The 13459-nt window shown below is 55.5% G+C and carries 12 protein-coding genes; 6 read left to right on the top strand and 6 right to left on the bottom strand.

The genetic code is table 11. The features are described 5' to 3' along the window. The first annotated feature begins 5 nt into the window (after positions 1-5). Together kbaY and HMPREF0201_RS01075 are read left to right on the top strand one after the other, a co-directional pair. A complete protein-coding gene (gene kbaY, locus HMPREF0201_RS01080; protein WP_016517590.1) occupies positions 6-884 on the top strand; it encodes a tagatose-bisphosphate aldolase subunit KbaY in 879 nt (292 codons plus the stop codon). Between the two features lie 23 nt (positions 885-907). Next, on the top strand, positions 908-2797 hold the full coding sequence (locus tag HMPREF0201_RS01075; RefSeq protein WP_016517589.1) for an alpha-galactosidase: 1890 nt from the start codon (positions 908-910) through the stop codon (positions 2795-2797). 8 nt (positions 2798-2805) lie between these two features. Here HMPREF0201_RS01075 and HMPREF0201_RS01070 read toward each other — a convergent pair whose 3' ends face one another. Continuing rightward, positions 2806-3441 (bottom strand): hypothetical protein, encoded by a 636-nt coding sequence (locus tag HMPREF0201_RS01070; RefSeq protein ID WP_039897838.1) that lies wholly within the window; start codon positions 3439-3441, stop codon positions 2806-2808. A gap of 142 nt (positions 3442-3583) precedes the next feature. Further along, positions 3584-4450: a 16S rRNA (cytidine(1402)-2'-O)-methyltransferase gene (gene rsmI, locus HMPREF0201_RS01065; RefSeq protein ID WP_016517587.1), complete on the bottom strand. Its 867-nt coding sequence runs from the start codon at positions 4448-4450 to the stop codon at positions 3584-3586. Positions 4451-4512: 62 nt separating this feature from the next. Here rsmI and HMPREF0201_RS01060 point away from each other — a divergent pair, with 62 nt between their 5' ends. Genes HMPREF0201_RS01060 through dolP form a run of 4 tightly spaced genes read left to right on the top strand, consistent with a single transcriptional unit; the run spans position 4513 to position 8194 of the window. Next, entirely contained in the window at positions 4513-6621 is a 2109-nt protein-coding gene (locus HMPREF0201_RS01060; protein ID WP_016517586.1) for a penicillin-binding protein activator, read from the top strand. Beyond that, entirely contained in the window at positions 6579-6974 is a 396-nt protein-coding gene (locus HMPREF0201_RS01055; RefSeq protein WP_016517585.1) for a YraN family protein, read from the top strand. Before HMPREF0201_RS01060 ends, HMPREF0201_RS01055 begins: the two co-directional genes overlap by 43 nt. Before the next feature lie 21 nt (positions 6975-6995). Then, positions 6996-7586, top strand: coding sequence for a DnaA initiator-associating protein DiaA (gene diaA, locus HMPREF0201_RS01050; RefSeq protein ID WP_008453676.1), 591 nt, complete (start codon positions 6996-6998; stop codon positions 7584-7586). A 32-nt stretch (positions 7587-7618) separates the two neighbouring features. Beyond that, positions 7619-8194, top strand: coding sequence for a division/outer membrane stress-associated lipid-binding lipoprotein (gene dolP / locus HMPREF0201_RS01045; protein WP_039899080.1), 576 nt, complete (start codon positions 7619-7621; stop codon positions 8192-8194). A 102-nt stretch (positions 8195-8296) separates the two neighbouring features. On the opposite strand, the gene HMPREF0201_RS01040 is transcribed toward dolP, so the two are convergent. The 4 genes from HMPREF0201_RS01040 to HMPREF0201_RS01025 form a co-directional block, all read right to left on the bottom strand. Next, a complete protein-coding gene (locus tag HMPREF0201_RS01040) occupies positions 8297-10207 on the bottom strand; it encodes a BglG family transcription antiterminator (RefSeq protein WP_039897836.1) in 1911 nt (636 codons plus the stop codon). 46 nt (positions 10208-10253) lie between these two features. After that, a complete protein-coding gene (locus HMPREF0201_RS01035; protein ID WP_016517582.1) occupies positions 10254-11405 on the bottom strand; it encodes a lactonase family protein in 1152 nt (383 codons plus the stop codon). A 185-nt stretch (positions 11406-11590) separates the two neighbouring features. Then, complete coding sequence (dagF, locus tag HMPREF0201_RS01030) at positions 11591-12331, bottom strand: 2-dehydro-3-deoxy-phosphogluconate aldolase (RefSeq protein WP_016517581.1); 741 nt, start codon at positions 12329-12331, stop codon at positions 11591-11593. 2 nt (positions 12332-12333) lie between these two features. Continuing rightward, positions 12334-13446, bottom strand: coding sequence for a DgaE family pyridoxal phosphate-dependent ammonia lyase (locus HMPREF0201_RS01025; RefSeq protein ID WP_039897834.1), 1113 nt, complete (start codon positions 13444-13446; stop codon positions 12334-12336). Positions 13447-13459: the final 13 nt, after the last annotated feature.

The raw sequence follows: 13459 nt of genomic DNA, 5'->3' as shown, positions 1-13459 counted from the left end.
TACCCATGAGCATTATCTCCACTAAATATCTGCTTCAGGACGCACAGGCCAGGGGCTACGCGGTACCGGCTTTTAATATCCACAATGCCGAGACTATTCAGGCGATTTTAGAAGTCTGCAAAGAGCTGAACTCGCCGGTTATCCTTGCCGGTACGCCGGGCACTTTTAAACATATCGCTTTCGAAGAAATTTATGCGCTTTGCGAGGCCTATTCCGAGAGCTACGGCATTCCGCTGGCGCTGCATCTTGATCATCATGAAACGCTGGCGGATATCACCCGCAAGGTTAACGCGGGCGTACGCAGCGCCATGATCGACGGCAGCCACTTCCCGTTTGCCGAAAACGTGAAGCTGGTGAAATCGGTAGTGGATTTTTGCCACCGCTTCGACTGTAGCGTAGAGGCCGAACTCGGCCGGCTTGGCGGCGTTGAAGACGATATGGATGTCGATGAGGAGAGCGCCTTCCTGACCGATCCGCAGGAAGCCCGGCGCTTTGTTGAACTTACCGGTGTAGATAGCCTGGCCGTCGCCATTGGTACCGCCCATGGCTTGTATACCAAACGCCCAAAAATCGACTTTAAGCGGCTGGGGGAAATCCGGGAAGTGGTCTCCGTGCCGCTGGTTTTACACGGCGCCAGCGATGTTCCGGATGAATTTGTTCGCCGCACCATTGAGCTGGGCGTCTGCAAAGTGAATGTGGCAACGGAACTCAAAATCGCCTTCGCCGCCGCGGTCAAAAAATGGTTTGCCGATAACCCGGAAGGCAATGACCCGCGCTACTACATGCGCGTCGGCATGGACGCAATGAAAGAAGTGGTGCGCAGCAAAGTCGCGGTTTGCGGCTCAGCCAATAAATTGCTGCCGGAACCAGAAGCCGCTCTGTAACCTCGCAACGCTAAGGACCTCTGATGAAGACAATAATAAAAAGCTCTCTACTCCTCATGCTGATGAGCAATGCCGCGCTGGCGGCGCAATACCAGCTGGATAACAACAATCTGGCGATAACGTTTGATGATGCAAACTCTGCGGCGGTAGTGAAAGACAAGCTGTCCGGGCATAAACTCGCGCCCGTTGAGCTGTTTTTTCTGACGCTGCCCGATGAAAAGGTCATTCATACCGCTGACTTTAAAATCAAAAATGTCAGCAAAAAAGACGATGCCATTCAGATAGATTACGAGCGTGACGATTTTGCCGTCAGCGTAGTGTTCAAGGTATTAAAAGGAAAATACGCCGCTATCGACTATACCTTGCAGGCAAAGGGCCAGCCGCGCGACGTCGCTAAAATAACCTTCTTCCCAACCAAGGGGCAGGCTCAGGCACCTTACGTCAACGGCGCAGTCAACAGCTCGCCGATTGTGGCCGACAGCTTCTTTATGCTGCCGCAAAAGCCCATCGTGAATACTTACGCCTACGAAACCACCACTAACCTTAACGTCGAGCTAAAAACGCCGATTAAAACCGACGCGCCCGTTACCTATACCACGTATTTCGGAACCTTTGAGGCCACTGACCAGCTTCGCCGCAGCTTTAATCAGTTCATTAACGTTATGCGTCCGCGGCCTTACCAGCCCTATCTGCATTACAACAGCTGGATGGACATCGGCTTCTTTACGCCCTACAGCGAGAAAGATGTTCTCACCCGTATGGATGAATACGCCCGTGAGCTGATTAATAAACGGGGCGTTAAGCTGGACGGCTTCCTGCTCGACGATGGCTGGGACGATCTCACCGGTAAATGGCTGTTTGGTCCGGCATTTAAACACGGCTTCAGCGCCGTTAAAGAAAAGGCAGACAGCCTGCATACCTCAATCGGCCTGTGGCTCTCGCCGTGGGGCGGTTATAACAAACCCCGCGATGAACGTGTATCCCACGCCAAAGAGAATGGTTTTGAGACGGTAGACGGAAAATTCGCCCTTTCCGGCCCCAACTACTTCCGCAACTTTAACGAGAAGATAATTGGGTTAATCAAAAACGAGCACATTACCTCGTTCAAGCTCGACGGCATGGGCAACGCCAACTCTTATATCAAAGGCAGCCCCTTTGCCTCCGACTTCGATGCGTCTATCGAACTGATTAAAAACATGCGCGCGGCCAATAAAGACCTGTTTATCAACCTGACGACCGGCACCAACGCCAGCCCGTCCTGGCTATTTTATGCCGACTCCATCTGGCGACAGGGCGACGATATTAACGTCTACGGCAAAGGCTCTCCGGTACAGCAATGGGTAACCTACCGCGACGCTGAAACTTATCGCTCTATCGTGCGAAAAGGCCCGCTGTTCCCGATAAACTCATTGATGTATCACGGTATTGTCAGCGCCGAGCATGCCTACTTTGGGCTTGAGAAGATCCAGACAGACGGCGACTTCGCCGACCAGACCTGGAGCTATTTTGCTACCGGCACCCAGCTGCAAGAGCTGTATATTACGCCGTCGATGCTGAACAGCGCCAAATGGGACACGCTGGCTAAAGCGGCTAAATGGTCGCGGGAAAATAGCAACGTGCTGGTAGACAGCCACTGGATAGGCGGCGACCCAACGCAGCTTGAGGTTTATGGCTGGGCGTCCTGGAGCAAGGAGAAAGCGATTTTTGGGCTGCGTAACCCATCCGATAAGCCGCAGAGCTACTATCTGGACTTGAGTAAAAGCTTTGAAGTACCGGACGGCGAGGCCACACGCTTTACGCTAAAAGCCGTTTATGGCGATAACGCAACGCTTACGGGAGATTACAGTAAACCGCTGATTGTGACGCTGAAGCCGCTGGAAACGCTGGTGGTTGAGGCTACGCCGGTAAGGTAGAGCTCACTTCAGGCCTGGGAAACCAGGCCTTCATCCACAGAGAAACTCGTGCGTTTTTCCGCCACCAGCACAATGCCATGCTGGGACTCGTCAGGCGACAGGCTCCAGATTTCAGACTCAGGAATACATTCGCTGTCATAGCATACTCTTTCCCCATCATAGGGATAGAAGCACCCGCTTTCGGTATCCAGAATGAAAACGCTTATATCCTTTGATGAACGGGCAATGCGTTTCCATATCGCCTGACCGCCAATATACTGCTCGTGATCGCTCATCAGGATAAGATCCTGCTCAACGATGAGGTGTTCATAAAGCGTAGTGGCAACCCGGGTATCCCGGGCGGGGTTATCTACAACAATCCCCTCAACCTGAGAAACGGCTTTTGATTCCCAATAGCGCTTAACGGCAACAATCGATTCATTCTGCCTGGCACTCTTACGCGGAATTAAATCGAGTTTGGCAACAACAGGATGGCGAAGCTCATCGTTCTCATCCAGCACGGGTTCTGCATAAATAATGGCCGCAGCGCTTTTATCCTTGCGTAAAACGATAAGCGCAGGTGGGCCAAGAATATCCGTAGTACCTGACACATCGAAGGCTCTTTCCAGTGCAGCAGGACTATAGCTAATGGGATAAACGGCCATTTTCGACTCCCCTGGTATCAATACCGGCATAAACTTTAACTCCCTTAAAGTTATTCAGTGAAGTGCAAAATAACACCAGGGAGTTCATTATTTATACAATAAAGCGTTTATGCTTCAAAAACTGCGAGGGGTCTCGAGAAAGTTATCCCTTATTGTTTTCTAAAGCATATTTATACAGCGCGTTCTTCTTCACGCCGTGAATTTCGGCGGCAAGCGCGGCGGCTTTCTTCAGCGGAAGTTCAGCCTGCAACAATGCGAGCGTGCGCAGGGCATCGGCCGGTAGCTCATCATCGCTTTGTGCCTTAAAACCTTCGACTATCAGCACCATTTCGCCCTTGCGGCGATTCTCATCTTCTTTCACCCAGGCCAGCAGCTCGCCAATCGGCGCGCCCTGGATAGACTCCCAGGTTTTGGTCAGCTCGCGCGCCAGTACCACATAGCGGGACTCACCGAGCACCGCGCAGATATCTTCCATGCTATCCAGCAGGCGGTGGGTGGACTCGTAGAAAATCAGCGTGCGTGGCTCCTGCTCTACCGCCTTCAGCGCGTCGCGGCGGCCTTTGGATTTTGCGGGCAGGAAGCCTTCATAACAGAAGCGGTCGGACGGTAAACCTGCGGCGCTCAAGGCGGCAATAGCGGCGCACGGGCCGGGCAGCGGCACAACGCGGATCCCGGCTTCACGGCAGGTACGCACCAGATGATAGCCGGGGTCATTAATCAGCGGCGTACCGGCATCAGAAACCAGCGCAATGCTTTGGCCTTCTTTCAGCTTAGCCAGCAGGGTTTCGGCTTTTTGTTGCTCGTTGTGATCGTGAAGTGCGAACAGTCGCGCATTAATCGCAAAATGCTGCAGCAAAAGGCCGGTATGGCGAGTATCTTCTGCGGCAATCAGATCAACACTTTGCAACACCGAGAGGGCCCGCTGGGTGATGTCCCCGAGATTGCCGATAGGCGTCGGGACGATATAGAGCGTATTGGCTAAAATCGCCGCCGTTTCGTGTTGTTTCATTGTTTCATCCGTATTGCCGATTTAATATTGTACATTGGGATTTAAAAACCACTGGATACAGAATGCTACCCTCAACCTTGAATCGTTCAAAAGCCGGGCGCTGCCTGCCTGTTTTGCTCGCTGCGCTAATTTTTGCTGGCTGTTCTACTCAGGCGCCGGATCAATCCGCCGCGCTGCTGCAGGGCGAAACCACCGCCGGGTCAGCGTACTATCTGCAGCAAATGCAGCAAAACGCAGATGATAGCAAGACCAACTGGCAATTACTCGCCATTCGTGCCCTGCTGAAAGAGGGGAAACCTCAGGAGGCCGTACAGCTGTATAACCAACTGCCGCAGGAATTGACCGCTGCCCAGGCCCGCGAACAGCAGCTTCTGGTGCCGGAAGTGAAGATTGCGCAGAAAGATTTCAACGCGGCCTCGGCCCTGCTGGAAAAGATAGATCCATCCACGCTCGATAAGAGCCAGCAAAGCCGTTATTACCAGGCGGTGATTGACTCTTCTCAGGGGCGTCCTTCTCTGGCACTGCTGCGCGCTTATATTACCCAGGAGCCGCTGCTCAAGGGCGATGCACACCAGAAGAACATTGACGGGATTTGGCAGGCGCTGTCACAGCTCTCCGCGGAGCAGATGAACAGCATGGTCATCAACGCCGATGAGAATACTCTGCAGGGCTGGCTGGACTTACAGCGCGTCTGGAGCGATAACCGCAACGATCCGAAGATGCTAAAAGCGGGCATCCAGGACTGGCAAACGCGCTACCCGAACAATCCGGGCGCAAAGACGCTCCCAACCCAGTTGGTTAATGTCCAGAACTTCAAGCCTGCTTCGACCGGGAAAATTGCCCTGTTGCTGCCGCTAAACGGCCAGGCCGCGGTATTTGGCCGCGCTATCGAACAGGGTTTTGAGGCCGCTAAAAACAGCGGTTCTGCCCCGGTTGCCGCCGTGCAGCCACAGGTTCAGCCAACAGACCCTAATACTCAGCAACAGCCAGCTCCGCAGCCTCAGGTGCAGCAACCGCAGGCCGCTCAGGCACCCGTAGACCCCAATGCCGCCGTCAGCCCGGCCAGCGCTTCCGTTAGCGATCTGACCGACCAAAAAGCACAGTCGGCCTCAATCCAGCCAGCGACTGATGCGCCAGCGGCACCGGCGGCACAACCTGCCGGAGAGGCCTCAAGCTCTGCCCCTGCCAACCCATCGGCGGAAATCAAAGTCTACGATACCAGCTCTCAGCCGCTGTCTCAGGTGCTGGCCCAGGCACAGCAGGATGGCGCGACCCTGGTGGTCGGGCCGTTATTGAAAAATAACGTCGATGAGCTTGCCAGTACCAACAGCCCGCTGAATATCCTGGCGCTTAACCAGCCGGAAACCGTGCAGAATCGCCCAAATATCTGCTATTTCGCCCTTTCTCCGGAAGACGAAGCCCGCGATGCGGCCCATCATATCTGGCAGCAAAATCACCGCAGCCCGCTGCTGTTGCTGCCTTCTAATGCCTTTGGCGACCGCGTGGCCAAAGCCTTTGCCACCGAATGGCAGAAGATTGGCGGCGGCCTGGTGCTACAGCAGAAATTTGGCTCCGTAAACGACCTCAAACGCGGCATTAACAGCGGCTCCGGCATAGCGTTAACCGGTACGCCGGTCAGCACACCGTCCAACACGGCGCCGGGCGTAACCATCGGCGGCCTGACCATTCCGGCGGCACCAACGGATGCACAAATCACCGCCAGCAGCAGCGGCAGCGTCGATTCGGTGTATATCGTTGCCACTTCCGATGAAGTCGCTTTGATTAAACCGATGATCGCCATGCGCACCGGCAGCCGCAGCGCCGCGCAGCTGTATGCCAGCTCCCGCAGCTCTCAGGGCGTTAACGGCCCGGACTACCGCCTGGAAATGGAAGGCCTGCAGTTCAGCGAAATCCCGATGCTTTCCGGCGGCAACCCGCAGTTGATGCAGCAGGCGCTGAGCCGCGTTAATAACGACTATTCGCTGGCTCGCCTGTATGCCATGGGCGTCGATGCCTGGTCCCTGGCCAACCATTTCTCCCAGATGCGCCAGGTGCCGGGCTACCAGCTTAACGGGAATACCGGGCAGCTGACCGCCAACCAGGATTGCGTAATTAACAGGAAGTTAAATTGGCTGCAATTCAGTCAGGGCCAGATCGTCCCGGTTTCCTGAACCGCCAACAAAGCGGCGCGCACTATGAGCAGCAGGCGCGCCGCTATCTCGAGCGCAAGGGATTGCGCTTTATCGCTTCGAATGTGCGCATACGCGGCGGTGAACTCGACCTCATAATGAAACAGCAACAGATTATCGTTTTCGTTGAAGTTCGCTTTCGGCGTAACGATAAGTTCGGCGGCGCTGCCGCCAGCGTTACCCGCTCTAAGCAACAACGCCTGCTGCACGCCGCACAGGTTTGGCTGAGCAGCAGCGGGAAAAGTTTTGATACTGTGGATTGCCGTTTCGATGTGTTAGCCTTCACCGGCAATGAAATAGAGTGGCTGACCAACGCGTTTGCCGCCGATATCTAAAAAACTCCAGGTAGAATCAACGTGCTCGAAAGAATCAAAGTCTGCTTCACGGAAAGTATTCAAACTCAGATTGCCGCAGCGGAAGCCCTGCCGGACGCCATTTCCCGTGCCGCAATGACGCTGGTTCAGTCTCTGTTGAACGGCAACAAAATCCTCTGTTGTGGCAACGGCACCTCCGCCGCCAACGCACAGCATTTTGCTGCCAGCATGATCAATCGCTTCGAAACAGAGCGCCCCAGTTTACCGGCCATTGCACTTAATGCAGATAATGTGGTCTTAACCGCGATCGCTAACGATCGCCTGCATGAGGAAGTGTACGCCAAACAGGTGCGTGCTCTGGGCCATGCCGGAGATGTCCTGCTGGCAATTTCCACCCGAGGTAACAGCCGTGATATCGTCAAAGCGGTAGAGGCAGCCGTCACCCGCGACATGACAATCGTCGCGCTAACGGGCTATGACGGGGGTGAACTGGCAGGGCTGTTAGGGCCGCAGGATGTAGAAATCCGCATCCCTTCTCACCGCAGCGCACGCATTCAGGAAATGCACATGCTGACGGTGAACTGTTTATGCGATCTGATCGACAATACGCTATTTCCCCACCAGGATGGTTAATAGCAATCTTTGAGAAAGGAGAAGGAATGAACATGAAGGCCTTTACGCCAATTGCTGTTCTTATTTCCGCGCTGCTGCTACAGGGCTGCGTCGGTGCCGTTGTTGTGGGAAGCGCCGCCGTGGCGACCAAAACCGCAACCGACCCGCGTACCGTAGGTACTCAGGTTGATGACGGCACGCTGGAGCTACGCGTGAACAGCGCGCTCAGCAAGGATGAGCAAATCAAGAAAGAAGCACGTATTAACGTCACGGCTTACCAGGGCAAAGTGTTGCTGGCTGGCCAGTCTCCGAACCCTGAACTGGCTTCCCGCGCCAAGCAAATCGCGTTGGGCGTAGACGGCGCCACCGAAGTGTATAACGAAATTCGCATCATGGCTCCGGTAGGCCTGGGCACGGCTTCAAGCGACACATGGATAACCACCAAAGTGCGCTCGCAGCTGTTGACCAGCGATCAGGTTAAATCGTCTAACGTGAAGGTCACCACCGAAAACGGCGAAGTGTTCCTGCTTGGCCTGGTGACGGAGCGTGAAGGCAAGGCTGCGGCCGATATTGCCAGCCGCGTGAGCGGCGTGAAGCACGTAACTACCGCGTTCACTATCCTGAAATAACTGCCCCTCACCCTAACCCTCTCCCCACAGGGGAGAGGGGATAACACCAGCTATCAGATTGAATTGCCTCTATACTTTCCCCGGGGTGAGGGCCAACTACATTTACAGCTTACTCAGGCACTCCATCGCCACCGCCTTAAAGCTGGCAAAATCCTTGCTGTCACGCAGTCGAACCATCGCCCGCTCCCGCAAGAACGTCACAAATAAATCGTAAATTGCCATCGCCTCTTCATACTCGCTCTTGCTGATAGCCAGCAGGAAGATAACGTGCGCCGTCTCGTCGCCCCAGCTAATCCCCTCCGGCGCCAGCACGGTGTAGACCACCGTTTTCTTCGCCAGCAGCCCCAGGGAGTGCGGCAGAGCAATGCCTTCTCCGAGCATGGTGCTAACAATCGCCTCGCGCTCCACCACGGAAGGATGGAAATCGGCATCCACAACGCCCTCACGCTCCAGCTGTTCACAGAGCGTCATAAAGAGCTGCTGCTGGGTCATTGGGCCGTCGATGATGCGGAAATGGCTGGCATCAAAAAATTTCTCCAGCATGTAAGGCCGCGTTCTGTCCACCAGCACCAGCTTGCCGAGCTGCTCGAGCTGATAATCGGTCGGGAACGGAGCCATCAGCACTACCGGCTTTTCCTTTTCGGCTATGCGCGCGGTGCTGATAACAAAATCCGCCTCCACGCTTTCCAACTGCTCATAGTCGCGCAACGAGATGATACTGGTGATTTCTACCTGCGGATATTTACGCATCAGCATGGCCTGGAGCATGCGCACCGTGGAGTTGCCGGTATCGCAAACCAGCAGTACGCGCGGGTGGCGCTGGTAGCCAATGTTGTAATGGCGCTCCAGCCCGACGCCGATATGCAGCACCAGAAAACCAATTTCGTTTTCACTTATCGCATACGGGGTGTATTTGCCCCAGCTCGATACCGCCGCCAGCGTCATGTCATAGGCCAGCGGGTAGTGCTGCTTAATATTGGCCAACAGCGGGTTAGGAATATTTATCTGGTAGCGCACCCGGGTAATCATGGTTTTGATATGGGTGAGCAGGTCGGCGTGCAGCTGCTCGTCGCCCAGCAGATTGTAGTTATAGTGGGTGTTGATGTAGCGCAGGATGTAGTTTACCAGCGCCTCATCGTCGTCGGCGCTGATAGCGCTGGGCGCAACTTCCTGCACCTGGCGCGCGGCGATGTGCACCTGTAGCCACTGCTCTTCTGCTTCGGAGAGCGGTTTACCCGCCAGCTTTTGTAGCAATGCGGCTATCTGGCGAGCGGCCTCTTTTACCTGGACATCCACGTTATCAGCGGTGAATTCCGGCAGCGGATAACCTTCGCTAATGCGGCGTACCGCCACCGAGCAATAGAGACGAATAAACTGCTCGCCCTCGTCGGTTAAGCGAATCCGGCAGCGGGTAAAACAGTCATGCAGCGGCCCGGCTAGCAGCTCAGGAACGCCTGCGTTGAGTGCTTCTTCCGTCAGCAAAGGATTTTCGCTGTCTTCCAGCGTCAGCTGCCAGAGCAAGTCCGTCAGGCAGGCGCGAATCGACATCTCGCTGCCAAACAGCTTCATGCCGTGGCGCGGGCGAGTTTCTATGGTCAAATGGTAGCGCGTAAACCACTCGCGGACTTCGGCCATATCGCTTTGTAACGTCGCCCGGCTGACGAACCACTCCTCGGCCAAATCTTCCAGCTTGAGCGAAAATGCCGCCGTCAGAAAACGTACCACCAGATAATGCACACGTTCCGGCGAAGTGCGCGGGATGCGAAGCTGGCGCGGCCGGTGCTGAACCAGTTCTCCGTAACGTTCGGCATCCTCAATATTCAGCTGATAACCCGCGCCGCGGGTCAGCGTAAACTGCGCGCCAAAGCCTGCCATCAGGGCATTGAGCGCCGTAATATCGGCCCGTACCGTGCGGGTAGAAACCGACAAACGCCGCGCCAGTTCATCCTGGGGCAGCGTTTCGTTTTGCAGCATCTCAAAGAGTTGAGCCAGACGTTGATTGGGAAATCTCACAACCGTTTCCTTTGGTTAGCGGAGCGCGCTGGCGCTCCGTCCTGCTCTACTTAAACGGGGTGAAGACCATCTGCGACGGACTTCCCACCGCCGTATAATCCTCGATAAAGGTCAATTTACCGCTCCCCGGCGCCACGCTAAAGCGGGTGATATTGTCACTGCGCTGATTCAGGGCGTAGAGATGCTTACCGCTGCCGTCCAGCGTCAATCCGCGCGGGTAATCGCCCCGCGTCCAGACATCATCCTGATGCGTTAACTCGCCGTTCGCCGCCACGCTAAAATGGGCGATGCTGTTATGCAGCCGGTTGGCAACATACAGCTGCTTGCCGTCCCGGCTAAGCACCAGGCCTGCCGCGAAACTCGTGCCCTTATACCCCTTCGGCAGCGCCGAAATTGTTTTGCCTTCGCTCAGCGTACCCTTGCCACCATCCAGCTTGTAGTGAGTAAGCGTAGAGGCCTCTTCGTTAATCAGCCACAGGCCTGAACCGTCGGCAGAAAAGACAAAATGACGTGGCCCAGCGCCTTTGGATGACGCGGCAATAAACGGCGGATCGTTCGGCTCCAGCGAGCCTTTGCTCTGATCGAAACGATATTGATAGACTCGATCCAGACCCAGATCGGTTGAGAAGACGAACTTCCCGCTCGGATCGGCGGCAATCATGTGCGCATGCGCCCCGTTATGATCGCTGGCCGCAAAGCTGCCTTCTGCCGCAGCCTCCGGTTTTGCCTCCCCCGGCTCGCCGCTGTCCTGATGCTTATCGCTGGCTTCTTGCAGGCTGCCGTCGGCATTCACCGGCAGCACGGCGATAGAGCCGCTAATATAGTTTGCCACCAGCAGGTGCTTGCCCTGAGGCGTTAGCGAGAGATACACCGGTCCCGCACCGCCGGAGGAGACCTGGTTCAGCTCGGTCACGCTGCCGTCATCGCCAACGCGCAATGCCGCTATCACGCCTTTCTCCGCTTCGCTGGCAACATAAAGCGTTTTGCCGTCCTGCGACGCCGTAAGCTGCGCGGCGTTAGGCAGCGAGCTGACCAGCGTTTTATCGCTCAGCGCGCCGGTCTTAGCGTCAACCAGGAAGCGATAAAGCCCTTCGCCGTTTGGGTTGTAGGTGCCGACCCAGGCATAATGGCTTTGCGCCGCGCTGTTTCCAGCGGCAAGTAAGGCAAATGAAGCAACAAGCAGAGTGCGTGCAGACATGCGTTGATCCTCGAAATGTGGTTGATGAGGATTATACCCTCACCCTAACCCTCTCCCTAAAAGGGAGAGGGGATCTTTCTATTTCACATCAACCTACTTTTCCCCTATCTCCTATGAGAAAAGGGGATCTTTCTTTTCCCCCTCACCCCTTTGGGGAGAGGGTCGGGGTGAGGGGAAACAGTGCTTTACCCCACCAGCTTCTTCGTCATCGCCAGCAGCGTCGCCACGTCAGCCGGGCGAGTATTACCGCTGGCTTTGTCGATAATCGAGCTGTAGATATGTGGGATCACTTTGCTCACGCCCGCGTCCAGCGCAATCTTCAGGATCTCCTCAAAGTTTTCCAGATCGATACCGCCAGTTGGCTCCAGCCAGAAGTCATGCTTCGCGCAGGCTTCTGCTACGGCCTGATATTCAGCGCGGCATTCCAGCCCGCCCATCGGGAAGTATTTGATTGAGCTACCGCCCATATCTTTCAGCAGCGCAATGGCAGTTTCTACCGGCACGATGCCGTCCGCCGCACCCGAGCTTAACGGCCCGGTGGAGATTTTTACCATGCCGACGGTGCCGGTCGGTGAAACCAGGCCGTTGACCACGCTTTCGTTCTGGCCCAGCAGCGCGCGGCTGGTGCCTACGCCGGTAAACACCTGGTTGACGTGCTGCGGCTGGATCTGGCCGGAAATCTCGCTCACCATTGCCGACTGATTCGGATCGCCCGCGCCCAGCCCGACGGACAGCGCGTTATCAATCAGCGCCGCGTAGTCGCGCATATCGGCAACCGCGCTTGGTACATCCGGGTAGTTTTTAGAAAGCACGCCGACCAGCACATGGCCTTCCGCCGCCTGATAAATGTCTTTAGCATTCTCTTTAGAGCCTGCCAGCACGTTGAGACAGACGCGGTCACGATAAAAATTTGGGGTCAGTTTCATGCTTATTTCTCCTTGCTTACCAGCGCTTTAATGCAGCGGTAAATAATCTCCAGCTGTGCCGCGCTCACGCTGCGCACATCCGCTTCGATAATGCCTTCGTTAGCTTTGTAGCCGCGGAAGTAGATGGCGTATTCGCCCTGCTTCAACGCGCCCACCAGCTCGCCGGTGCTGATGCCGACGGTCGCTTCATCGAATTTAATTTCACTGCGTGCGATATCACGGCCAGCGGAATCCCAGACAACACGAGCGGTTACGCCGTTAATCGTATTCAGGTTCTCGATAAAGGGCGTCATCTTCGCGACCATTTCCGCACCGCTCTCTTTCGCCGCGCTAAGGTAATGCTCAATGGCGCAGGTCAGGCCGAGAATGCCTTCTTTGCCGACCTTCATCGCACGGCCAATACCGCCGGTTTGCAGTTTTACCCATTCAACGTACTGCTCTTTACCGATGACCAACCCGCTGGTTGGCCCTTCAATGGCTTTCGCGCCGCTGTAGATAACCAGGTCGGCACCGGCACGGTAATAGCATGCCAGGTCTTCTTCCGCCGCAGCATCAACGATCAGCGGCAGATTGTGTTTACGCGCGACGACCACGGCCTGCTCAACGCTGAGCATGCTTTTCTGCACCGAATGGTGGGATTTGATATACAGAATCGCCGCCGTGCGCGGAGAGATGGCCGCTGCAAGCTGGTCGGCTGAACATTCGTTGGCGTAACCCGCTTCAACAATTTTGCCGCCGCCGAGGTTGACCATCGTGCCGACCGGTGCGCCAAAGTTAACGTTGTGCCCTTTTGGCAGCACGATTTCGTTATTCTCCAGAGGAGCCGCGTGCAGGTTCTCAATCAGCCACTGATTATCTTTCACCAGCACCGCCGCCACGGACTGGGCGATACCCGCAGAAGCGCAGGAAACCACGGTCGCCGCTTCAACGTCGAGCAACCCGGCAATGTAGGCTCCGGTTTTATTCACCAGATCCTTCATTTCGAAATAATGATTCATGCCGGTGGTCACCGCTTCAACCACTTCCGGGCGTGGGGTAGAAACGCCCAATGCGGTCATGCGGCCTGAAGCATTAATCACTTGTTTTAAATTGTATTTCTCATAAATCGAAGACATGTTCTGCTCTCCC

The sequence above is a fragment of the Cedecea davisae DSM 4568 genome, from assembly GCF_000412335.2.
Taxonomy (GTDB): Bacteria; Pseudomonadota; Gammaproteobacteria; order Enterobacterales; family Enterobacteriaceae; genus Cedecea; species Cedecea davisae.
This window is presented reverse-complemented; position numbering and strand designations above follow the sequence as displayed.

What these genes read in the sequence shown, in the direction of transcription:
- HMPREF0201_RS01070 (WP_039897838.1), bottom strand. Translation starts at nt 3,441, where the DNA reads ATGGCCGTTTATCCCATTAGCTATAGTCCTGCTGCACTGGAAAGAGCC.
- rsmI (WP_016517587.1), bottom strand. Translation starts at nt 4,450, where the DNA reads ATGAAACAACACGAAACGGCGGCGATTTTAGCCAATACGCTCTATATC.
- dagF (WP_016517581.1), bottom strand. Translation starts at nt 12,331, where the DNA reads ATGAAACTGACCCCAAATTTTTATCGTGACCGCGTCTGTCTCAACGTG.
- HMPREF0201_RS01075 (WP_016517589.1), top strand. Translation starts at nt 908, where the DNA reads ATGAAGACAATAATAAAAAGCTCTCTACTCCTCATGCTGATGAGCAAT.
- HMPREF0201_RS01035 (WP_016517582.1), bottom strand. Translation starts at nt 11,405, where the DNA reads ATGTCTGCACGCACTCTGCTTGTTGCTTCATTTGCCTTACTTGCCGCT.
- dolP (WP_039899080.1), top strand. Translation starts at nt 7,619, where the DNA reads ATGAAGGCCTTTACGCCAATTGCTGTTCTTATTTCCGCGCTGCTGCTA.
- kbaY (WP_016517590.1), top strand. Translation starts at nt 6, where the DNA reads ATGAGCATTATCTCCACTAAATATCTGCTTCAGGACGCACAGGCCAGG.
- HMPREF0201_RS01025 (WP_039897834.1), bottom strand. Translation starts at nt 13,446, where the DNA reads ATGTCTTCGATTTATGAGAAATACAATTTAAAACAAGTGATTAATGCT.
- HMPREF0201_RS01060 (WP_016517586.1), top strand. Translation starts at nt 4,513, where the DNA reads ATGCTACCCTCAACCTTGAATCGTTCAAAAGCCGGGCGCTGCCTGCCT.